Origin of the sequence: Anaerococcus sp. Marseille-P3625 (assembly GCF_900232825.1) — a bacterium.
GTDB lineage: Bacteria > Bacillota > Clostridia > Tissierellales > Peptoniphilaceae > Anaerococcus.
On the sequence record NZ_OCTP01000008.1, the window covers coordinates 50,196 to 72,833 of the forward strand.

Annotated in this window: 20 protein-coding genes and 7 pseudogenes; 2 read left to right on the plus strand and 25 right to left on the minus strand. The window is 32.2% G+C overall.

Annotated elements, in window-relative coordinates:
• The 8 genes and pseudogenes from CS884_RS00350 to CS884_RS00385 all read right to left on the minus strand — a co-directional run bounded on the left by CS884_RS00350 (nucleotide 1) and on the right by CS884_RS00385 (nucleotide 4,270).
• Nucleotides 1-1,338: an FTR1 family protein gene (locus CS884_RS00350; RefSeq protein ID WP_099320153.1), complete on the minus strand. Its 1,338-nt coding sequence runs from the start codon at nucleotides 1,336-1,338 to the stop codon at nucleotides 1-3.
• Nucleotides 1,313-2,017, minus strand: a complete 705-nt coding sequence (locus CS884_RS00355; RefSeq protein WP_099320154.1) for an ABC transporter ATP-binding protein — start codon at nucleotides 2,015-2,017, stop codon at nucleotides 1,313-1,315. Before CS884_RS00355 ends, CS884_RS00350 begins: the two co-directional genes overlap by 26 nt.
• Nucleotides 2,017-2,412 carry a DUF4418 family protein gene (locus CS884_RS00360; protein ID WP_099320155.1) on the minus strand — a complete coding sequence of 132 codons (396 nt, stop codon included), beginning with the start codon at nucleotides 2,410-2,412 and terminating at the stop codon, nucleotides 2,017-2,019. Before CS884_RS00360 ends, CS884_RS00355 begins: the two co-directional genes overlap by 1 nt.
• A 59-nt stretch (nucleotides 2,413-2,471) precedes the next feature.
• A pseudogene (locus CS884_RS00365) lies at nucleotides 2,472-2,608 on the minus strand (FeoB small GTPase domain-containing protein); the annotation flags it as partial.
• A gap of 1 nt (nucleotide 2,609) precedes the next feature.
• Nucleotides 2,610-2,853 (minus strand): annotated as a pseudogene (locus CS884_RS00370) (ferrous iron transport protein A).
• Nucleotides 2,854-2,856: 3 nt separating this feature from the next.
• Entirely contained in the window at nucleotides 2,857-3,087 is a 231-nt protein-coding gene (locus CS884_RS00375) for a FeoA family protein (protein ID WP_099320156.1), read from the minus strand.
• A 147-nt stretch (nucleotides 3,088-3,234) separates the two neighbouring features.
• Nucleotides 3,235-3,723 (minus strand): annotated as a pseudogene (gene mobQ, locus CS884_RS00380) (MobQ family relaxase); the annotation flags it as partial.
• A 266-nt stretch (nucleotides 3,724-3,989) separates the two neighbouring features.
• Nucleotides 3,990-4,270, minus strand: a pseudogene (locus CS884_RS00385) (DUF3847 domain-containing protein).
• 325 nt (nucleotides 4,271-4,595) lie between these two features.
• Here CS884_RS00385 and CS884_RS00390 point away from each other — a divergent pair.
• Nucleotides 4,596-5,024, plus strand: coding sequence for a DNA starvation/stationary phase protection protein (locus tag CS884_RS00390; RefSeq protein ID WP_099320158.1), 429 nt, complete (start codon nucleotides 4,596-4,598; stop codon nucleotides 5,022-5,024).
• A 416-nt stretch (nucleotides 5,025-5,440) separates the two neighbouring features.
• On the opposite strand, the gene CS884_RS00395 is transcribed toward CS884_RS00390, so the two are convergent.
• The 9 genes and pseudogenes from CS884_RS00395 to CS884_RS00430 all read right to left on the minus strand — a co-directional run bounded on the left by CS884_RS00395 (nucleotide 5,441) and on the right by CS884_RS00430 (nucleotide 13,281).
• Nucleotides 5,441-5,935, minus strand: coding sequence for a hypothetical protein (locus CS884_RS00395; RefSeq protein ID WP_099320159.1), 495 nt, complete (start codon nucleotides 5,933-5,935; stop codon nucleotides 5,441-5,443).
• A 20-nt stretch (nucleotides 5,936-5,955) separates the two neighbouring features.
• A pseudogene (locus CS884_RS10735) lies at nucleotides 5,956-6,153 on the minus strand (hypothetical protein); the annotation flags it as partial.
• A gap of 197 nt (nucleotides 6,154-6,350) precedes the next feature.
• Complete coding sequence (locus tag CS884_RS10545) at nucleotides 6,351-6,494, minus strand: hypothetical protein (protein ID WP_180753276.1); 144 nt, start codon at nucleotides 6,492-6,494, stop codon at nucleotides 6,351-6,353.
• Nucleotides 6,495-7,052: 558 nt separating this feature from the next.
• Nucleotides 7,053-8,912, minus strand: coding sequence for a group II intron reverse transcriptase/maturase (ltrA, locus tag CS884_RS00405; protein WP_099320160.1), 1,860 nt, complete (start codon nucleotides 8,910-8,912; stop codon nucleotides 7,053-7,055).
• Between the two features lie 720 nt (nucleotides 8,913-9,632).
• A pseudogene (locus CS884_RS10550) lies at nucleotides 9,633-9,782 on the minus strand (Maff2 family mobile element protein); the annotation flags it as partial.
• Nucleotides 9,783-10,049: 267 nt separating this feature from the next.
• The gene (locus tag CS884_RS00415) at nucleotides 10,050-10,697 is read right to left on the minus strand and encodes a cupin domain-containing protein (protein ID WP_099320161.1); all 648 of its coding nucleotides are present in this window, start codon (nucleotides 10,695-10,697) and stop codon (nucleotides 10,050-10,052) included.
• A gap of 1 nt (nucleotide 10,698) precedes the next feature.
• The gene (locus CS884_RS00420) at nucleotides 10,699-11,502 is read right to left on the minus strand and encodes an ABC transporter ATP-binding protein (protein ID WP_099320162.1); all 804 of its coding nucleotides are present in this window, start codon (nucleotides 11,500-11,502) and stop codon (nucleotides 10,699-10,701) included.
• The gene (locus tag CS884_RS10740) at nucleotides 11,489-12,463 is read right to left on the minus strand and encodes an iron chelate uptake ABC transporter family permease subunit (RefSeq protein WP_099320163.1); all 975 of its coding nucleotides are present in this window, start codon (nucleotides 12,461-12,463) and stop codon (nucleotides 11,489-11,491) included. Before CS884_RS10740 ends, CS884_RS00420 begins: the two co-directional genes overlap by 14 nt.
• Before the next feature lie 59 nt (nucleotides 12,464-12,522).
• The gene (locus CS884_RS00430; protein WP_099320164.1) at nucleotides 12,523-13,281 is read right to left on the minus strand and encodes a class I SAM-dependent methyltransferase; all 759 of its coding nucleotides are present in this window, start codon (nucleotides 13,279-13,281) and stop codon (nucleotides 12,523-12,525) included.
• Nucleotides 13,282-13,376: 95 nt separating this feature from the next.
• Here CS884_RS00430 and CS884_RS00435 point away from each other — a divergent pair, with 95 nt between their 5' ends.
• Nucleotides 13,377-13,970 (plus strand): Crp/Fnr family transcriptional regulator, encoded by a 594-nt coding sequence (locus CS884_RS00435; RefSeq protein WP_099320165.1) that lies wholly within the window; start codon nucleotides 13,377-13,379, stop codon nucleotides 13,968-13,970.
• A 150-nt stretch (nucleotides 13,971-14,120) separates the two neighbouring features.
• On the opposite strand, the gene CS884_RS10745 is transcribed toward CS884_RS00435, so the two are convergent.
• From CS884_RS10745 to CS884_RS00475, 8 genes and pseudogenes are all read right to left on the minus strand, one after another.
• A complete protein-coding gene (locus CS884_RS10745; RefSeq protein ID WP_002840487.1) occupies nucleotides 14,121-14,255 on the minus strand; it encodes a hypothetical protein in 135 nt (44 codons plus the stop codon).
• Nucleotides 14,256-14,462: 207 nt separating this feature from the next.
• Nucleotides 14,463-14,939, minus strand: a pseudogene (metG, locus tag CS884_RS00440) (methionine--tRNA ligase subunit beta); the annotation flags it as partial.
• A gap of 144 nt (nucleotides 14,940-15,083) precedes the next feature.
• Nucleotides 15,084-16,319: a tyrosine-type recombinase/integrase gene (locus CS884_RS00445; protein ID WP_099320166.1), complete on the minus strand. Its 1,236-nt coding sequence runs from the start codon at nucleotides 16,317-16,319 to the stop codon at nucleotides 15,084-15,086.
• 77 nt (nucleotides 16,320-16,396) lie between these two features.
• The gene (locus CS884_RS00450; RefSeq protein WP_035109578.1) at nucleotides 16,397-16,606 is read right to left on the minus strand and encodes an excisionase; all 210 of its coding nucleotides are present in this window, start codon (nucleotides 16,604-16,606) and stop codon (nucleotides 16,397-16,399) included.
• A gap of 435 nt (nucleotides 16,607-17,041) precedes the next feature.
• Complete coding sequence (locus CS884_RS00455; RefSeq protein ID WP_002836635.1) at nucleotides 17,042-17,452, minus strand: sigma-70 family RNA polymerase sigma factor; 411 nt, start codon at nucleotides 17,450-17,452, stop codon at nucleotides 17,042-17,044.
• 319 nt (nucleotides 17,453-17,771) lie between these two features.
• Nucleotides 17,772-19,121, minus strand: a complete 1,350-nt coding sequence (locus CS884_RS00465) for an MATE family efflux transporter (RefSeq protein WP_002836636.1) — start codon at nucleotides 19,119-19,121, stop codon at nucleotides 17,772-17,774.
• Nucleotides 19,122-19,157: 36 nt separating this feature from the next.
• Nucleotides 19,158-20,891: an ABC transporter ATP-binding protein gene (locus tag CS884_RS00470; RefSeq protein ID WP_002836637.1), complete on the minus strand. Its 1,734-nt coding sequence runs from the start codon at nucleotides 20,889-20,891 to the stop codon at nucleotides 19,158-19,160.
• Nucleotides 20,888-22,630, minus strand: a complete 1,743-nt coding sequence (locus tag CS884_RS00475; RefSeq protein ID WP_002836638.1) for an ABC transporter ATP-binding protein — start codon at nucleotides 22,628-22,630, stop codon at nucleotides 20,888-20,890. The genes CS884_RS00470 and CS884_RS00475 overlap by 4 nt, the downstream gene beginning before the upstream one ends.
• Nucleotides 22,631-22,638 lie beyond the last annotated feature (8 nt).

The following is a 22,638-nucleotide window of genomic DNA, read 5'->3' on the forward strand; positions in this document are numbered from 1 at the left end:
CTATTTTTTTTCTTGGCTGGCTTCAAGCTCAGCTCTAATTTTTTTGTTTCTATTATTTTGATAGATAACAGAAACAATGGTTACTACTAATAGAATAATTTGTGGAATAAGATTTTCATACCTATCGTATATACCTATAGCTTCAGCAGACCATCCATTCATCCAAGGAACTATAGTTCTGCCAATTACATCTGCTTCTTGTAATTCTCCTATGCCCTTTCCTAAGAAAGACAAGCAAAGTATAAACATTAGCCAAGAAGTAAATGTAAAGAATGGTTTTAATGGTAGCCTTACAGAAACTTTAGCAATTAAATAATATACAATTGCAAGTATTATGGCGGCAACTAAAAGTCCAATCCACATATGCATTGGATTATCAGAAATGCCTGTTCTCATACCTTGGAAAAACAAAATAAGTTCTGCACCCTCTCTTGCTACTGCTAAGAATGAAGTGAAAGATAAGGCAAAATAATTACCCCTGGAAACAGATTGTTCAACTTTGTTTTTAATGTATCTATTCCAAACTTCAACTTCAGATTTAGAAAGCATCCAATTGGATACATAAAATAGTACGATAACGGCAAGAAACATCGCAATTCCTTCGAATATTTCTTGTCCCATTCCAGACTCAACTTCTCCCACTGTATTGGCGATGATATTAAATACTCCAGCTAGGACTACTGAAAAAACAATGCCTAGCAAGGCTCCAATATATACACCTTTTAAATAAATTCTATTATTAGTCTTTGATAAATATGCAGCAATGGCAGCTACAACTAAAATGGCTTCAAGCCCTTCACGAAGTGTAAGTCCAAGAACCGCAAAAAATGTACCAAATCTTTTTAGCAGCTCTTCCAACAATTGACCTGTTGATAGGCTGTTTGCATCTTCTTGACTTTGACCACTGGACTTAGAATCTCCAGAGGTTCCATCAAGAGTATTGGCATCTTCATGAAGATAAGTTATAAGTGCATCAATTTCATCTTTAACTTCTTTTGGGTCTGCATCTTCTTTGATAGAATTTTTTGCTCTGTAAAATTGATGTTCAACCATTGAACCCCTTTGGCCTGAAATTGCAGACATAGTTGTTTTTTCAAATCCGATTTTCTCATAGAATTTAAAGTAAGCAACATTAATTGCATCTGTGGCTGCTTTTTTAGCATCCTTATCTCCAGGCTTGTAAACTTCCACGGCCTTTTGTAAATGTTCTGACATAGCATCAGCGACTTCAACCCAGTTACCATACTTTGTTTCTGCCGCAAAAGCAGACGTGAAAGTGAGGGTAATCATGATTACTATCATTGCGAAAATGCTAGCCCTTTTCTTTAATAAATTCATCTCTATCCCCCTTTTTTATTAAACTTCCATCTTCCATTTGGCAAAGTGTATTGCCATATTTTAAAATATCAAGCTCATGAGTAACTATAATAAGTGCAGTACCTTTAGAATTTATTTTTTTTAATAAATCCATTATCTCCATAGTAGTGTTTTTATCCAAATCACTTGTAGGCTCATCTAAAATCAAAAGTTCCGGCGAATTAATCATAGATCTGGCTATCAGCACTCTTTTTAGCTCTCCTCCAGATAAATTTTTAGGAAAATCATCTTTCAAATGCAAAATTCCCATCTCATCAAGAAGCATAGCTGCTTTTTCATAAGCAGAGTCATCTCTTTTAAATAGATAATAAGGAAGAGACACATTCTCTAAAACATTTAAATTTGGAAGTGTTCCTAGACTTTGTGGCACAAAACCTATGATTTCATTCCTATATTTGCTAATTTCTCTATCAGAAAAATCACTCATATCTTTGCCCTTAGCAAAAATTTTACCTTCAGTCGGCTTTAATAAACCAGACAAAAGATTTAAAAAAGTTGACTTCCCTGAACCACTTCTGCCAATTATATTGACAAAATCTCCCTCCTCCAAGGTAAAGTTTACATTTTTAACTGCAAATAGTGTATTAGAACCTCTCTTAAAACTCTTACTTAAATTTTCAGTTTTAATTATTGATTCCATTATGAATGTCTTTCTTTCATAAAATAATAAATATTAACTAAAATCAATATGCCTGCCAACAATGTGCAAAATGGAATGGTTTTTGCTCTGCAAGCCATATCGGCTTTCATACATCCACTAATAAGCACATGAGCGTTTAGTATCTCTAAAATACCAATTGCTATATTTGAAATAGATAATCCTAAAGATATTTTTGAATCTTTAACTACAATAAGAATAATTGCTAATACTAAAATGACTGCGCCAATACCTATAGTCATATTTCCCATCCAATGGCATTTCATGAACATCCCATTTTCCATAGGAGGACAAACGGGTGTTATATATTTTGGTGCAAGCACTAACAAAAAACCTATAATAGCAGAAATATATCCTAAAATCTTCTTTCTACTCATTTTAATCATCCTTTCTACTTATCTTTATTAATAACATTGTAATATAAAAACGTGTTTATTTTTTTATACTTACCAGTCTTTTTTTCAACAGTTACCCCTGGCCAGTTACCAACATATTGGTTGGAACCAGTGAGGCCGTTAAAAAGTGTTGACTTACCACTTTGGGGTTGCCGGCAAGTGCAATAGTATTAGCAATCTTAGTCCTCCTTCTTTTCTATTTCTTCAATTGCAATTAATTCAGCATCTGCTTTTCTATTGCTAAGTTCATAATGTCTAATATTAATTTGCACAGGGTCGCCAAGTGGCGCCATCTTCCTTATGTAAATTTCTGAATTTTTTGTAATTCCCATGTCCATTATCCTTCTTTTCAAAGGACCAGAACCATTGATTTTTTTTAACGATGTAGTATTTTCCTACAACTGCATCTCTTAAAGTTTGCAAGTCTTACATCTCCTCTACTAATATTTTTTTCGCTATATCTTTTCCGATTGCAACTCTGGAATCTTTAACATATACAATTAAATTACCATCGTTCTCATTAACAACTTTTATAACTGCATCTTTGACAAAACCAAGATTCGCCAGGTGGGACTCAGTTACATTACTATCTCCTAAAGACTTAATCCTTAAAATCTTATAATTAACATTTAAGGGTGCCATTACTAAGCTAAGCATCTAACCACCCGTTTCTAGTTTTAATTTTATTAAAATAAATTAATATTTGAATTTGATTATCACTCTCATGATTATTATAACATAGGAAATTTAAAATTTAAAGCAATTTTTCAGTTTTTTTTATTGGCCTATATAATAGAAGAACTTTAATAAAAAAGGCTCGTTTATTTTTTGTCCCCATGTTCCATCTTCATTTATTGGTCTTACTATGGTCATTATATGAGCATGAATGTTTTGATTTCCCTCTCTAATTTCATCATGAATTGCTAGGTCTACTATCATTCCCTCTTTTACAAAATTGTTTTTAACATATTCTTCTATCATCTTTTTATTTTCTTCTATGCTTAACTCTTTTGGTAGGGATATGATAAAGTTTCTTGCAAGTTGGGCATTAGAATTTTTCTCAAATAGTTCTACTGAATTCCACAAGGTTTTTCGATTTTTATATTCTTCTGGTGCGTGATCTGGTAAATATATTTCTTTGCTAATTACTCCTTGTTTTTTGGTGTAGTCATGGGTTACTCCGTCCCATTCATTTTTTATTTTTTCTCCACTTATATATGCTGCACTTGCTACTGCACTTTTCCCTTTTCCTCTTGATATTATGTTTACTGAAAAATGAAAACTGTCTGCCATTTTTATCACTTCCTTTCTTTCTTTGTTGTTTTAGGTGGAGGCTTAATAGATTTTCTATATCCTCTTTGTGAATGAGCGTTTTGAAATACCCTTTGCCTAATCATTCAATCCACTCGCAAGCTCGTGGTGAATGATTGGCAGGAGCAGACCCAAAGCGAATGGTTGTTGGTCTCTGCAAGAGTTTGGCTCCGCATGACGCAAGCACCCTTTAGGGTGTATAATTGCGCCCTTAGAAATCTAAGGGAGATTTGATTATTTTATTTGTTCTAATTTTCTCTGATTATTTTTAGTATTTCTTTAAATTCTCTTGTCTTTGTTGCTTCTTCTTAATTTCTTCATCTGTTAGTTCTTCTGCATTTTCTATAAGGCTTTCTAAGATTGCTCCTCTTGTTATTAGTCTATGAGTTCTTTCTTTTCTTCTTTTTACTATGTCTTGTTTTAATATCTTATTTTCTTGATTTTTTAGTTGCCTTAATCTTTCTTATGTATCATCAATTTTGTCTTTTATTTCTTTTGACTCTTGTCTTATTTGTTCTAATTTTTTCATATAAAACTCCTTTCTTTAAAATAAAAAAGAGATAACATTTTTGCTATCCTTTTCAAAGTTTCATTATTAAAATTTATAAAATACTCTTTTCGATGATATCTAATATTTCCTTTTGTATAGATTCTATCTTTATATCTATTCCTTTTTGTTGCATGATGTGATTTTGTATCTCTGAAATAATTTTCTTCTATTCATTTTTACGATATTAGAATGAAATAATAAATATTTTCTAGTAAATTTTACTCAATATTATGGACTTGACTTGTTTTTTATTATTGTATATAATGATAATGATAATCAAAATCATTTGAAAGTGAGGAATAAAATGACAAAATTAAACACATATCTTGCAAATCTTGCAGTACTAAACATTAAAATCCATAATCTACATTGGAATATCGTAGGATCCCAATTTGTGGCTGTCCATAAGTATCTTGAATCTGAATATGATAAGGCTGGTGAAAGACTTGATGAAGTTGCTGAGCTTATCAGAATGTCTGGAGAATTTCCAGTTGCTAATCTAAAAGAATATTTAGAAATTTCTACGATTCAAGAGATTGAGACTTCTAATGGAATATCTATTAAAGAAGCATTAGAAATAGTCCTATCTGACATAAAACTTCAAAAAGAACTAGCCCTAGAGATTCGAAAAGAAGCGGATGAGGCTGATAATTTCCCTGTAGCTAATGCTATGGAGGATCATATAGAGGACTATAACAAACAAATTTGGTTTGTTACGTCAAGTCTTAAATAAACAAAAGGATCTGTAAATAATTTTGTGTATCAACCTTTACCCTTTTATCAGGATTAAGGTTGATACATTTTTTATTCATCAATGTTTGTCTATTCCTATAGGAATGGAGCTTGTCTTATTTCTATACATCTTTAATAAACTGTCAAACTGTCATGAAAATTTACACTTAATTTCATACTATATTTTGAACTTAGTTAAAACCTCTCTTCATAAAATATCGATTAACTTGTCTTGTTTTTAGATATACTGACATTCAATAGAGTGAAGTGTCTTTCGGTTATATTTCTCTCTAACCTATCTTCATATAACTGTTCATGGCTTCTATCTATTTCTGATAATTGATTCTTTTAAGCTAACCCCCCTTAAAACAAATAGCCAGGAAGTTGAATTGAACATTACAAGTTATGAATTTTTAGTTAAACCAAAACGGTCAGTAAATATGCCAAAATTAGGCTCACGAAAAAGAAGATTATAATTTTTACAATCTGACTTTTTCCATTAAAACCAAAATTATCATAACCCTTTGCACCAACCGTCTCTGGGTAAACTTTAGTCGGCAATTTTAACTTGGTAAGCATGAGATAATCAAAAAAGATAATATCAAAAAGCTTATATCCTTCAAATAGTATTAAAAATCTAACAAAGGCTTGCTGAAAAGTTAAACTAAATTTTACTGTATCGACAATCGCCCAGACTAGGACGGCTGCAATGGTTAGCAATCCAAGTATCATGATAAGTCCGCCGAATACATTGACCCAAATCGGTTTATCTGGCAACTTACTCATCATAACTTTGATATCATCGGGTGCACCGAAATGCTTCGAGCCAAATTTCGGTATAATAAGTATAAAATTCACCATCATAATTGATGCTGTTAAGCAGATGATTGTTAACATACCAAGTGTTTTCATCAATTTAGTTCACCCCCTCTTTATCTTATTATTCTAGGTGTTTTTTTAAGTTCTTTTGTCTTTGTTGCTTTTCTAGGATTTTTATTTCTTCATCTGTTAGTTCTTCTGCATTTTCTATAAGGCTTTCTAAGATTGGTCTTCTTGTTATTTGCCTATAAGTTCTTTCTTTTCTACTTGTTCATTAAGATTTTTTCTTCTATATTTTTCATTGATCGTATTCCTCTCTTTCTTTTAAAATTTGAACAATAGAAAAACAGTAAACCGATTTGATTTACGGTTTTTTATACGCTGATAATTTATTTTCCAGTATCCTTGTACAATGCCATATAAAAGGTAAATAATTCAAGCACTTTTATACAAATAAATCGCCTTATTTGCGTCTTCTTTTTTTGAATTTATCTATTAAAGTCATAAATTAAACATCATAAGCTATATATAGTATAAATCCTATTATTACTCCAATTGGATTTGGAAGTCCAAAATAACTGGCAGTTATAGCAATCGCAAAAATACATGTAATAACTATAATTTGAATTATTAGATACACTATTTTACCCATTAGACTGCCTTAACATAACCAAAAGAAGAAACGTAAGAAAAAAACAACTTGCTATCATATAATTTCTTATTCTAAAAAAGAAGTACAATGAGGACAAAAACGCCGAAAATATAGCTATTATCAATATCATATTTCTGAACTTTTCTAATCTACTTTTACGCATCATAAAGCCTCCAAACTCTCTGACAATTATCTATTGCATGGTTTAATGCAGTAACTTCAACAATGCCTGCACCTGCCGCGGTAGCAGCTTCATCTTCTCTTTATTAGTTTATTTAATTATATCATAGATATTGATTTAATTCGATCTTACATTGATTTAGTGCTTTGTTTTAGAGAATTTGTTGTGTTATTCCGTCCTTATTTTGCCATAAATTGCTTAATACCTTGAGATTTAGCACCAGATTGCGATAGGTAAGCCTACAGTTTCAGTGTTTCCAGCTTTTCCCCCGCTTAGCACCGTGCATGCGACTTTCACCGCACACGGCGCCCCATCGCAAGAAAGATTTTCACGTTTTAATTAAGATTTACACACTTCTCAACAACTAGTTATTTCTTTTAAATGGTTGGCAATCCTATCATTTTTCTGAGTTCATTACATTTCTCAATTTGCTTACCTGTTAAGGCAAGTTCTTTTACATATTTTAGAATTGTATCTTCTTTTGTTGCATGGATTAGTATATGCACTTTTTCTGTTACAAGAATTAGATTGCTGTACTTGTCTGTACCACCTTTTTCAAGTGGTAGTTTATGGTGGCAATGTATATCACTTGGTGTTAATTTATTCCCTGTTACAAAACATCTTCCATATTGAGCTGCAAAGAGCGAAATCCTATTGTCTGCATACTCTATACTCTTATCAAGTACAGGGTGTTTCATTAACCAAACAAGAGTGTCTATATCAATTTGTAGATTTTTATGAATTAAAGATCTACCCTCTACAGTGTACTTGTTTATATCTTTTTTCTTGTGTTTTGCGTCCTTAGTTTGGATATACCCCACTGGAATTAATGGGCGTCCGTTAAGGAAGCGAAGTTGTTTACTTTTTCCATACTTATCTTTGATAAATCCTTTATTTAATGTCCCATTGGTCTTTAAGTCAAGCCTGTTGTTCATTTGCTTTTTAATGTGAAAGGCTATTTTAGCAAAGTCTATACTCACATTTGTTGCTATTTGGTAATAATTATGCAAGCCTGAAACAGTAGCATTATACCTAGCTATTGCTTTGTACTGCTCTTTCTCATTTGCAGGTCTCTTTATATCCGCAACACATTTAGAAATATTTTCTTTTGCATTTTTCAGTGCCTTATCACTTATATGCGACTGTACAACAAACTTTTTGCCTTTTGGTTTAACCTTAAGCTTGAAGCCTAAGAACTCCGAGTACCTTTGTTTTAGATTTGTTATTTTAGATTTTTCTTCACTTACATTTAGTTTTAATCTGTCTTGCAACCATTTTGTAACTGCCTGATAGGTTCTTTTTGCATCGTAGTAATTACGGCAAAATATCTTGAAATCATCGGCATACCTTACAATGTATATTTCTTTTAGGTTGCTTGTTCTTAAAGCTCTGTAGGTATGGCTTTTTATCTCTGTTCCTTGACTGTTCGTTCTCTGTTTATATGGATAATGCGTGGGCATTGTCAGCCATTGAGAAGAAACCCACCAATCTAATTCGTTCAAGACTACATTAGATAGTAGCGGTGATAATATACCGCCTTGTGGTGTTCCCTTTGTTGGTGTAATTACCTTTTTATCGGGCATAACTATGTCTGCTTTCAGCATTTCCTTAATGATACAAAGTAGCTTTTTGTCTTGGATACCCAAATTCCAAAGTTGCCTTATGAGCTTTGCATGATATACATTGTCGAAAAATCCTTGTATATCAATATCAACTACATAGTGTAAGTGCTGTATCTGCATTAGTCTCGCACATTCTGCAATAGCGTGTTCCGTACTCCTGTTAGGTCGAAACCCATAGGAGCTGTCATGAAACTTGGCTTCACATATTGGCTCTAAAATTTGTAAAATACATTGTTGTACAATTCTGTCTACAATAGTCGGTATTCCTAAAGGTCTTATTTTCCCATTAGGCTTTAGTATCTCCACTCTCTTTACAGGGCGTGGTTTATACCAATGAAACTGTTTTTGTATGAGAGAAATGTATTCTTCTTCATTTAGCCTTGATAGATGTTTTATTGTTCTTCCATCTACTCCTGCTGTGTGACTGCCTTTATTTCCTTTTATACTTCGATAGGCTAGTTTTATATTTTCTCTTGAAGTTATTAACCCCATTAAATTTGAAAATACTTTATCCTCACTGCTATCTTTATATAGATTATCAAGGACTTCTTGCAAGTCATAATATTCCGTATAACGGATTTTATTTTGTTTTAATCTTTGTTTCGAAGTGGACACAGGCACCATCTCCTTTCGGATTTGATTTTCTTTGTCATACTCGAAGCTGTGTTTATCTTAATTTCAGTTCTTGTTCTTTCTTGTGACTAGTGGCTATCCCTCCACGAGCTTATTATTCTCGCTTCATAGGTACTATGCCACCACTTTCACCAAGATAAAAAATAGTTATATGATCTTTTTCTTATCATTTTCCCATTTAACACTTCACTAGCATTAGACTGCTTCCATGTTCTTGGTTTACCACGTTCCAACAATCCTATCATTGAATACGTTTAGGTTCTTCCTCTAAGCCTGTGTTTAGCTCTCGCCTTATCGCCTGTAACGATATATGGACTTTCATAACAACCATTCTTACTAATCCACAAACACACCATCTTTGATGGTAATTGCCGTTAGACAAATTCAAACGTCTAGACTTGTACATTCGGAAGTGCGTCAGTGTTTTGGTATACACATTCTCACCATGCGTATTCGACACCCGGCATATAGGTAGCACCATTTACCTCTAAACAGGTTTCGTATAACTATATAGCTATTTACGGCTACTCTCTGCCGACTTCACCGAGCTTTTGACAATAAATTAGTCTAATATTTATTGCCAATCGGAGTATCAGTGTAGGCATTTTAGGGCGTTACTCCATCGTTCTACCTATCAGATTGTTAGTTCTCCTAAGTTTCGAACTTTATGTCCTTCGACTTAGTGCATAAGCTTTTCACTTATGAACGTGTCGCACGGTTATCATTACCATAACCTTCCATTTGGTTAATAACTCCCCATGCTCCTAAACCTGCACCAATCGCAGTTACAAGTGTCTTTAAAACTCCAACTCCAGCTTTTTTTCGACAATAATTATTACACACCTTTCTCATTAATCTTAATCTCTTTTGTTTGTATAGCCCTATATAAGCATATGGGTCATAACCTCTGTCTGCATCTTAGCAATAAATATTGTTTTCTTTATTAAAATCAAAAGCTGTACTTACAAGTTGCATTTTCAAATAATTTTGAGAATTTAATGTACAAGAAAGGTCATCTTTATAACAAATAAACACCAGAGCAAGCTTTAATGCTAACTCTGGTATTAGTTCCAATTTTTAGTGTTCAGATTTATGATTGAAAAATCATTCAATCTTTTTTTATTTATCTACAGATAATATTAATAACATTTTAAATCTTGTAATTGCAGTTACATTATGCATTACATTTGCCGGAAATACTATTTGTTCTCCGGATTCAATCTCCACTTCCTTATCTCCAACAAGAAGCTTTGCCTTGCCCTCAAGTGCTAGGACAAGAGCGTCTCCAGGAGCCTTGTGTGGTTTTAGCCCCTCTCCCGCATCAAAAGCCATCATCACCACCCTAAAATCATCTTTTGAAACAAGGTCAATATTGGCTATGGCTCCATCAATATAATCCAAATAGTCAACTAATTTTATTTTTTGTCCCTTATCAATATTTTTCATCTCTTCCTCCTTTAAGTTAATTGCGATTTCTAAAAATATACTTTTTTCCCTTGCCTCTATATTAAAAAGTTTATTTTTTTCAAAAAGTATTAGTTCGTTATTTATAAGTCTTTCATTATTAAATTTAAGCTCGCCTTTTAAAGCAAAATATATTCTTTCTTCAGCATAAAATTCAGGGGAAATGCTGGTGTTTTGATCAAGACTCATAAGTAAGATGTGAAGATCATATAAATCTACAAGTTTCTTGCTTATAGTTTGGTTTTCTCTTACAGGTATCATCTCTTCTGCCTTTAAGATTATTCCCTTACTAATATTTTTCATTTTAATCTCCCACTATGCTAATTGGTATTATAGTATTATATTCTCTCTTATCGTTTTTTATTTTTTCAAGTATAACCTCTACCCCAAAGGCGTCTTTCATATTTTCCTTGCAGATAATATCAGATGTTTTGCCTATTTTATGTCTAGCATTTTTCATTAATATCAAGCATTTATCCGCTATTTCAAGAGCGTGGGCTGGGTAATGAGTATTTATAATAACACTAATATTGTCTACCTTGGATAGTTTTTTGATTAATGAAATTATTTTAAGTTGATTTTTAAAATCAAGACCACTTTCTGGCTCATCTAATATGATTAAGCTTGGATCTGATATTAAGGCTCTGGCTATTAGAACCATCTGAAGTTCTCCTCCACTCATTACTGAACAAGACTTATCCTTAAGCTTCTCTATAGCTAAGCTTTTCATAATATTATTTGCTTTCTTATAATCTCTTTCACCTGGTTTTGCAAAAGGCCCAAGCTTGCTAGCAAGGCCTAGAACTACCATATCTATACCAGAATATTCAAAAGAAAATGATCTTTTTTGAGGAACGTATGATATATTAGACCATAATTCCCTTCGGCTAAAGCTTGCAATATCTTTTCCATCCATAAAACTATTTCCTAGTTTCCATTTTTCAAAATCACATATGCATCTTATAAGGCTAGTCTTACCAACACCATTGGGCCCTAAGATAGATAAAACCTGACCTTGAGCCAGACTAAAAGATAAATTCTTAAATAATTCATGATTTTTATCATAATAAAATCCTGCATTTTTTACTTCTAATTTAATTGAAACCACCCCCAGTTTTTCTAATTAGGCTTATAAAAATTGGAGCTCCAATTATTGCCGTAAGAACTGAAATAGGTAGTTCTATTACAGAAACCGCTCTTGATAAAGCTTCTATTAGTACCATAAGACTTGCGCCTAAAGATATACTAAAAGGTAGGGTGTGAGTATTATTAGCTCCCACCATCATCCTTGCCATGTGAGGAATTATCAAACCAATCCATCCGACTTGACCACACATTGATATAGATGAGGCTGTAATAAGTGTTGAAGCAAAAATAAAAATAAGCCTAGTTTTTTTTACATTAACTCCAAGACTTTTTGCTTCATCTTCTGAAAGGCTCATAATATTTAGCCTAAATATCAAGAATCTTATTATGATGACTCCCAAAATTATTAGGGGTGCAGAAAGCATCAAGTTTTTATAAGATGATCTTGCAAAAGAACCCATAAGCCAATAACTGATAGCTGGTAACTTATCTGTCGGGTCTGCTGGTCCATTTGTACCAACCGTAGCAAATCCTACACAAGGAATCCCAGTCTTTTTAAGAGTTTCATAGTGTTCTTTATTCGAAGCATTATAAAAAATAACATCTGGTTTAAGCTTCATTATTTCCTCAATATTAATGTCAGATTGAGCTTGAACTGTATTTTGGCTATCTAGAAGCTCTGGAGCAATGTCCTTTAAAACTGTATTTGAAATTACTTGCTTAAGTGATCCAGCATATCCTACGATATACGGAGCCTTTCCATGATGATAGGCCATATATGTAGATAAAATTGGAATCTGATCTATTACTATTCTTTCAATTTTCTCTGGAACTTCTACCTCATTACCTGCATGATCTGTAATTGTCCTAACTTTTTTATTTTCATCCTTGGTTTCTTCTGTTTTTTCTTCCTTTTTCTCAGCTTGAGTCACTTCCTTGCTTTCTGATTTTTGTTCAGTTTTTGTATTGCCACAAGCAGTCATACCTGTTAAGGCAAGCACTGTCAGACATAAAATTAATGATATTTTTTAATAGCTTTCGTCTAATCCTCCTTTTTACTCGCTAAAACTATATATGAAATGCTTGAATTTTTAGACCTTTCTAGCATTTTCACAAATCTATCCTTATTTTCTTGTGCATAAGCATTTTTATAAAAATTTGCAGCTCCAACTGGTCCCTCATCTTTTATAATTGTGTCCCTGTCTAAGAGAATCATCCTGCCAGTTCTTTGTGAAAAAGGTCTAAAGGAATTATCTATAAACAGTTTGTTCCAATTTTCTACGGTTAGAGGATACACGTCCATGTTTGTAAATCTTGAAAGTTGCCTTCTTATATCTTCACTTTCATTTTCCACTGCCACATCATGAGTTAATAAATAGCCGCCTTTTTTTAAAACCCTGTTATAATTTTTAAGAGCTTTTGCTTTTTCTTCATTTGGAAGCATGGTAAGCATTGCCTCATTAATTATTAAATCAAATGTTTCATCCTCAAAATCTAACTTTAAGGCATCCATATTCATAACTTCAATTTCTTTGTCTAAGCCCAAAAGCTTTATATTCTCTAAGGCTTGGTCTATGACAACTTGGTCATTATCTATGCCTATTATTTTGCATTTATATTTAGTATAAACTCTTATTAGGTTATCTCCTCTATTGCAAGCAACTTCCAAAACTTGCATATCTTTATCAATCTGTACCTGATCAAGTAACCAATCGGTCATAAGACCGCCGCCTGGTCTGAGTCTTGTTCTTCCAAGCATCTTTAAAAAATCATGTCCAAATTTAATTTTGTTTTTTTCCATTTGTTTTCCTCTCCTTGATATTGATAATCATTACATATATAATTATAACATATCTGATTTTTATTGTAGTTGCTAAAGCAACAAGAAAGGATTTTATGGAAAAAATTATTTTGAAAAGTAAATTATTTTATGGTTTAGACGAAAGTACTATAGGCCATATACTTTCTTGTATTGATCATAAAACCTTAATTTTTAATAAAGGCCAATATCTATATGATTTTTCTAAGGGCTTTAAGGCAGGTATAGTTTTGAACGGAAGAATTGATCTATCTACAATAGATGATGATAAGGAAATTATAGATAGGATTTATGAGACTTCAGATTCTTTTTCTTTAAATTTTTCTTCCCTAGCTGATAGATTCATGGTTGCAAAAAAAGATTCTGAAGTTTTAGCACTTGATGTTAGCAAAATCTTTGAAGAAAATAAAAGGTCTTGTTCAAGCAGACCGATTTTTATGGAAAATATTATAAAATTGTATGATGAGCAAATTTCATACTTAACTTACAAATTAGATATATATTCTAAGCCTAAAATTAGGGAGAAAATTAATAAATATATAGATAAATATGGTAAGAACTCCTTATTTTCTAATAAATTATCCAGAGAGGATTTGGCGAAATTTTTAGCTTGTAATAGGCCTGCCCTTTCAAGAGAGTTATCTCTTATGATAAAAGAGGGATTAATATAAAAGCATTAATCTTATGGCTGGCTAAATATAAACAAAAATTACAAAAAATCAGTCCTAAGAGAATACGGATCTCATTTTAAACTCAAATGATATTTTTAGCTGTATAATAAACAAATCTCCATATTGAATTAGGTTCTTTTTCCTAGACTTTTACCCTTGAAAATTTCTATCTTTTGGTATCCTATCTACTTCAAATGATAAACCTGTTTTATATAAATAAACGGGAAGTCCTACTAAGGTTTCAGCTAAAACTCTCACACATGAATAAGCTGCTATTATCTGCATGGCAGTAAATTCATTGACATTTCTACCATTTGTTGTTCTTCCAAATAAAAAAGACGATAGAGTTTTTAATTTCTATCGCCAGTGATTATCTAATATTTATTTTTCTTTATATTGATTTTATTGTATAGCTTAATAATTCTATTATTGCAACAATAAAAATTAAACTGGGATTCATAACAAACCCCAGTTTTATAATTAGCGTGTTCTTTAATATAATTTTGATCCTGCTGGAATATTATCATCCAACATTATTAAGTTAAGTTTTTCTTCTCCGTCGTACTCGCAAATTGCAGATATAATCATACCTTCTGAGTCGATTCCCATCATCTTACGAGGAGGAAGATTACAAATCGCAAGCAGTGTCTTTCCAATTAAGCTCTCTGCGCTGTAATATTCCTTAATACCAGATAAAATAACTCTTTCTTTTTCAGAACCATCATCTAATGTAAATTTCAATAGTTTTTTAGACTTTGGAACTTCTTCGCAGTTTTTAACTTTTACAACTCTAAAATCAGATTTTGAGAATGTATCAAAATCAACCATATCTTCAAATAATGGTTCAACTTTGATTTTTGAAAGATCTAGATTTATTGATTTCCCACTTTCTTGATTTGTATTTTCATTAGAAGCTTGACCAGAATTTTCAGTTTTTTCTTTGCCAACTGGCTTCATTGTTGGGAAAATCCCCTCTATCTTAGATAATTGTCTAAATCTCTATAAAAGTCTATTTTTTGGTACTTCTCCATTTACGACAATTTGCTAACCCTCTATAAGTGCCCATAGATTTCTAGCAAATTGTCGTAAATTTGTCGTAAGCTGTCGTAAATTCTAAAATATAAATTTCATCGCTTTTTCAAATTCTCCCATCTGTTCTATCTTAAAATCTTCTGTTGCATCTACATATATATCCATTGTTGTACTAATATCAGAATGACCTAGAATAGACTGCATTGCTTTTGTATTTATATTTTGTTCATTAAGCCTTGTAGTAAAGGTGTGTCTGAAAATGTGATTGCTTAAATGTGGAACTAATAGAATATCATTAGAGTTCGATTTATTTTTATCCATTATACTTAAATTGCAATCTCTAACAATTCTTCTTAAAGCTTTATTAAGTGTTCCATTATTGTGAACCTTTCCGAACCTATTTAAAAATACAAAGTCTTTAAATCCATCGATTGAATCACAACATTCGATTCCAAAAGTCTTTTGTAACTCTCTTTCCATAAGAAAAGCATCTTTTACTTTTTGAACCATAGGAATACTTCGCTTACCTGATACTGTCTTCGGTGTATTAATAGCATATCTATTGTTTAATCCTTTACCTTTACTATAATATACCAAAGTCCTATTTACATTTATAAGACCATTATCAAAATCTAGATCGTCCCATTGCAATCCTGTAACTTCTCCAACTCTCATTCCTGTCCAAAGCATAACAATGAATATTGGATACCATTTTTTATATTCATCACTATTAGATAAATATTCTTCAAATAGCACCTGTTCTTCTATTGTCATGGCTTTTTTCTTCGGAGATTCGTTTCGATAAGCCACTTTCAATTCCTTCAAAGCATTGTCAGACGGATTAAACCTTATATATTCGTCATCCACTGCTAATTCTAAAACCTGATGTAAGACAGTATGGACACAATCTATGGTAGAAACCATCAATCTCTGGTCTTTCTTTAATCTGTTATAAAAACTTCTTACATCAGACCTTTTAATATCAGATAGTTTAATGCAACCAAAAGTCGGTTCGACAAATTGTTGATACATATAGATGTAATTTTTAAAGGTATTATCTTTTAAACCTCTTTTTACCTTTGTCCATAGCTTAAAAGTATCATTTACAGATAAGCTACTTCCTTCGTTGTTGATTCCATCTATAGTATTGCGTAAAATATCTAATTCCTTTTCTCTTAATTCTTTTAGAGTTTTCGCATAGATAGATTTTCTACGACCTATTTTGTCTTGCCACTTAAATTCATAAGTGCCATTTGATCTTTGATATTCACCGTCTTTTAAAACAACCCCTTTACTATCTTTGCGTCTTTTTACCATAAAAATTCTCCTTTTTTGATAAAAGACACGCTATAATTATTATACCGCATTAAGCGTGTTTTATATATAGTTTTAGATTAAATAGAGAACTGTCTATTTAAATATTCTTCCATTAACTTTTTCTTAATAAGACGCTTACTACCATTAAATAATACAAAATCGCAATCATTTTCATCCGTTAATTGTCTAACTTTATCTTGACCAATATTAAAATATTCAGATGCTTCTTTTAATGTTAGAAATGCTTTTTCACAAACACGAACTACTTTTATATTTTCATTAATCATAAATCCTCCAAATAATATATTTAAAATATTTATTTTAATATTTTTAAAGTTTTTTGACATTGACAAGTGCATTGGATTAGCAACATAGGAATCTCACCTCCGCCTCTGTTCAGGATGAGCCGGCTTCAACCTTAGAAGTATCATTATCCTCATTTTCTTCATAGCGAATAGGGTATCCCTCCCTATGTTCAAACTCTTACTTATCGCTCCCTTTCTTCTTCCCTTGCTTTTTGCTTAGCAGTACTTGTTTTACCGAATTATTCAGCAGAAAGATCTTGGCGGATAGGTTATTACGCTCCAAAAATGATTAATGTCTTGTCTTGGTCTATTCAATTGTTAAGGTTCAAATATTATTTAGATTGCTTTTAAAATAGAAAGAGGACAAAACTCCCCTCACTTTATAAAGGAAAATTTGCCCTCTTTGGTAACCAGAAACTATATTTCTTCTATAAATTTCTTTAGTTTTTCTAAAATCTTATCTCGCCTTTTTATTAAAGCAGTATGTGATATATTTTGAGTCTTTGATACTGCACGAAGTGTTTCATCATTGAAATATAATCTTTCAATTATTTCTCGTTCATCCTTATTTAACTTTGACATTGCATTTCTTAGTGCTTCAATCATCATTTGTGTAGCTACAACTTTTTCAACATCAACATTTTTATCTTCTAGATTATCTTCAAAATTCCCATCGTGATTTAGAGACGAAAAAAATAGCAAGTGGTTTTTCTTGTCCACCTGCTCCAAATACTTTTCGTGTTCTTTTTCTCGCCAGTAGACTTTATAAATATCTTCACTGACTTTTACCTTTTGCCCTCTGACATAAAGGTAATACTCTTTTGCCATAAAGTTTCCTCCATTTCTTTTTTGTCTATTTGTTTTTCAGACAAAAAAGGAGGACTCCTGCATCTTGGCATAAGAAGTCCTCTGAAATGAAAGAAATCCGTTCTTTCTTTTACTATATTTAATTGTTTAGACGAGAAAATGTAAAGACAGACAACTACAAGAATTATAGAAAAAAGGAGTATTTTTATTCCATTTCAATTCTACAAGGTAACTTATACACTTGTTCATCTCCCTTTCCCTCCGTTCATTATAGATAAATAGCATCCATACCTACAGCCTCTTTTGATTATTTTCGCTTTTATATCAAATGTCCTTGTATTTATGCTTTGTCTTTTCCCATTTTCCTAAGTCCATTAAGCATTAAAAACAGTCCCAACATAATCATACTAAAATCTACGATAGGTTCTGTCCACCAAACTGCTGACGCTCCAAATGCCTTTGGAAATAGTAATATTGCAGGAATAAATAAAACTAACTGTCTAAGCATTACAATCATGCCTGCTTTTTTTCCATCTCCTATGGATTGGAAAAATGTAAGTGTCATAATCATAATTCCATATAAGATGAATGTTGAATAAAACATCTTAAAGTTTACAACACCAACTTCAATAATCTCCCTTCTCACACTGAATAATGATAGTAATTTTTCTGAACAAAACATTGATGGTATCCATGAAGCAGCTGCAAGAATTGTTGCACCATACATAAAAATCTTCATCGTATCTTTTACTCTTCCGTATTGTTTTGCTCCGAAATTAGCTCCAATAACAGGTTGTAAGCCTTGACTCATACCCCACAGTGGAATAAAGGAAAACATATATAATCGCATTGTAGCAGACATCAAAATTCCCCAATCATCTCCTCCATACGCAAAGGCTTGCTTAAACAAAAATGTTTGCTGTACTGCAAATAAAATTTGCATCATCATTGCTGAACTTCCTATACTGAACATTTCGCTATAAATTGCCTTGTATTTTTGAATTTTATGGATCCCTACAAAAGCACTTTTCTTTGAAAAATAGTGGAATGTCAATATTGCTTGTACAATTTGAGATATTACAGTTGCAATAGCTGCACCTTCAATCGCATATTCACCCATCAACTTCATAAAAATAGGATCTAAAATAATGTTTAATATAGCTCCCGCGCCCATAATCATCATTGATTGCTTTAATGCACCTTCGCCACGCATTGTCATATTTCCCGCTTGAGCAAAATTCACAAATATAGAGCCAAAGAAAACTATTCTTAAATATCTCACACCAAGTTCTTTAATATTTCCTTTAGCTCCTACCAAATCTAAAAAATGAGGTGCAAAAACCAAACCCAATATCGTGATAATTACAGAAAAAAATATTACCCAGTAACAAAAATTCCCGAATATTTTATCTGTCGTTTCTTTATCGCCCTTTCCGATTGCTCTTGATAGTATTGAGGCACTTCCAACGCCAATCAATGCCGATATTCCTCCATTTATAATCGTTAAGGACATAGACACACTAATGGCTGACATAGCATAATCACCAATGAGCCATCCTGCAAACACACCATCCATAAATGGATACAATCCTATGACAATCATCCCGATTATTCCGGGAATTGCCAACTTAAATAACAGTTCTTTAGGACTTTTGGTTAATAGTTGTGTTTTCATATCTTGTTTTCCCATATGACTTCCTCCAGTTGTTTTCAATATTTTTATAACTTATGACAACTGCCACTTTGCTGCCACTTGTCTTGCTTCAACAAATTTTTTGTAGATACCATCAACTTGAATAAGTTCTTCATGTGTACCTTGTTGCGTTATCTTTCCATTAGCCAAGACAAGAATTTGATTTGCATTTTTTATGGTTTTTAGTCTGTGTGCAATCATTATTACAGTTTTATCTCTTGTAAGTTCTTCCATAGCAATCTGTAGTTTATCCTCATTTTCAGGGTCTACATTTGCAGTAGCTTCGTCAAAAATAATAATCGGGGCATTTTTTATCATAGCCCTTGCTATAGATATTCTTTGTCTTTCTCCACCAGATAAACTTGCACCTCCCTCTCCTATAACTGTTTCATATTGTTCAGGAAGTTTCATAATAAATTCATGACAACACGCTTTCTTTGCAGCTTCTATAACTTCCTCATGAGTAGCATCTGGCTTGGCAAACTTTATATTGTTTTCAATAGTGTCTTGAAATAAATAAACATTTTGAAAAACCATACTAATTTGTCTCATTAATGACTCCAATGAATATTCTTTAATATTATGTTTACCTATGCTGATTTCTCCTTTCTCTACATCCCAAAATCTCGCTATCAAATTACAAAATGTAGTTTTTCCAGCTCCTGAAGCTCCAACTATAGCTGTCATTTGTTTTTGTGGTATCTTGACCGAAATATCATCAAGGATTTTTTTGCCTGAATATGAAAACTCTACATTATCAAAAGAAATATCGAAAGTAGTAGGCTTTATGTCTTTTCCATCAATATCCATCTGTGGAAATTCCTCTAACTTCTTTGTTTGTTCAATAGATCCACTAACAACTCTGAGAGAGGTTGTTGCACTTCCTGCCAATTTTATTTGAGAAAAAGCAAGAAAAGAAATTATAATCGTCATAACTGTATTTAAGAATGAAAGTTCTCCATTAATATAAAAGAAAATACCTGCACCTATTATCAAAATGCTAAACAAATCCAAAAGAATATTTTGCAAAATCGTATAAGGTGTAAACAGTTTTTCACAATCAAGATTTATTTTTCTACTATTTTCAATAGCATCTCTGACTTTTTCATCTCCTTTCCCTGTTAAATTGAAGGATTTTATAACAGCCATTCCACCTATTTGTTCTAAAATAGTGTCAACTAATTTTGCCGATGCCACTTGTCTTTTAGGAAGAACATTTCTTGACTTGTTTTCCATTTTTGAAAGAATTAATAAGTACAACAAGCATCCAATTGTAACAATAAGACCGATCCTCCATTCAAAAGCCAAAATCATTATTGTAAAAATTATTGTGTTAATAAAACCAGATAAGGTATTTACCATAACCATTGCCGCAGTATTTTCTACATCTTCCAAAACAGTTGTAGAAATTCCAACGATTTCACCAATATTATTTTCATTAAAGAATCCCATAGGTATTTTTTTGAGCATTTCACCTATTGCAACTCTTTTATTTGCCACCATAAAATAACTTGCATGGCATTGCTGTAACTGTGAATAATAATTTGCAACACTTCTGCCAACTATGCTTATAACAAGAAGTATCAAAGCAATCCATGCAGGTGTCATACTCATATCTTTTTCAACAATAGCTTTAACAATAATGTATATTGCACTGATTTGGAGCATGTGAAAAATTGCAAACAAGAAACTTACCCATATAGAATGGTATACATTTTTCTTCTCATCACCTGAGAAGTCTAAAATTTTCTTTAAGGCACTTATCATTTTATTTCACCATCCTTTACTCCAATATGGGCATTCCACATCTTTTGGTATAACTCAGAATCTTCCATAAGTTCTTCATGCTTACCATGTGAAACAAGCTCTCCATTCTCAATTAAGAATATTTGTTCTGCATCTGTTATAGTTGATAACCTATGAGCAATAATAATCACCGTTTTATCTTTTATAAGCTTTGATAAAGCTTGCTTTATAATCACTTCATTTTCAGGATCTATATATGAAGTAGCTTCATCAAGTATTACAATAGGTGCATTTTTGAGCATTGCTCTTGCAATTGATATTCTTTGTCTTTCTCCACCAGAAACATGGCTCCCACTACTTCCGACAACCGTATCGTAACCATGTTCCATTTTCATAATAAAATCATGACAACCCGATTTCTTAGCAATGTCTTCTACTTCTTTATCACTGGCACTTGGATTGCCCATTCTTATATTCTCCCTAATACTTTCGTTGAACAAAAAATTATCCTGAGAAACAAAGGCGGTCAAACTATATAATTGCTTTAATGGAATTTCCTTAAGATTGTGTCCACCAATATTTATATTTCCTTCCATGCTATCCCAATATCCAGCTATTAATTTTGCTAAAGTTGACTTGCCACTTCCACTTGGTCCAACAAAAGCCACTGTTGTACCTTCTTTTATGTTTAGGGATATTCCATGAAGAATTTCTTTTTCTTCTTCATATCCAAACTTTACATTTTGTAAATCAATATTATATTGCTGGATAGTCACTTCTCTATCAGAATGCTTTTGTTCTTTTCCTTCTAAAATTAAGTTAATAGAATTTGCAATAGTCCCTATCTTAGCAAGACCATCAACAAAATTGATTGTTTCAAGTAAAGGTCCTGCAATACCTAAAGATAGAATAATTACAGATATAAATACTTCTGCACTTAAACTGCCGCTAATGTAGAAATACCAACCAAATGGAAGCACTGTGATCATTGTAGTAGGAGATATGTTTTTAGATAAAGATACAGGTAACTGACAGCTCTTCATCCATTCATAAAAGTATCTTGCATTTGCAATGACTTTATCTTTGTACTTTGCGTACGATCTCTTGTCTTGATTAAATGTTTTTATCACTTCTATTCCATTAACATACTCAATAATTGCAGAATTCATTTCTCGATTTACCTTTACAGATCCTTCATATTGAACAGCATAATTTTTCATTACGAGTCCCATAAAAAGCATCCCCACAGGAATGGATACTAATGATAAAAGAGCCATTCTCCAATCAAGAAATAATAAGTAAATAAATATACTCAAAGAACCTAAGAGATTCGATGTCATTTCAGGCAACAGGTGAGCGAGCGGTTTCTCCATACTTTCAACCTGATCCACTATAATCTGCTTAAAGTTTCCGCTTGGAACAGAGATTATTTCTCCTAACTGCATCTTCGGAAGTTTATCAATCATTCTCAAGCGAATATCTTTCAATACACTAAAAGTCGCTTTATGAGATACAGATAACGCCGTAGAGTATAAAACAGATTTTAAAATATAAGATAACAGACCTATTCCCATCCATAAAAAATAGACCTTGAAATCTGCAATTCCATTTAATAAATAGACTAAAATACGGCTTGCAGCAATGTATGGAACAATTCCGGCAATAACACCGATACTTGCTATAAATACAGATGTTTTTAACTTTGAATGTTCCTTATATGCAAGCTCCCACAATATTACAGCAGGACTTTTTTCTTTCATAATTTAAC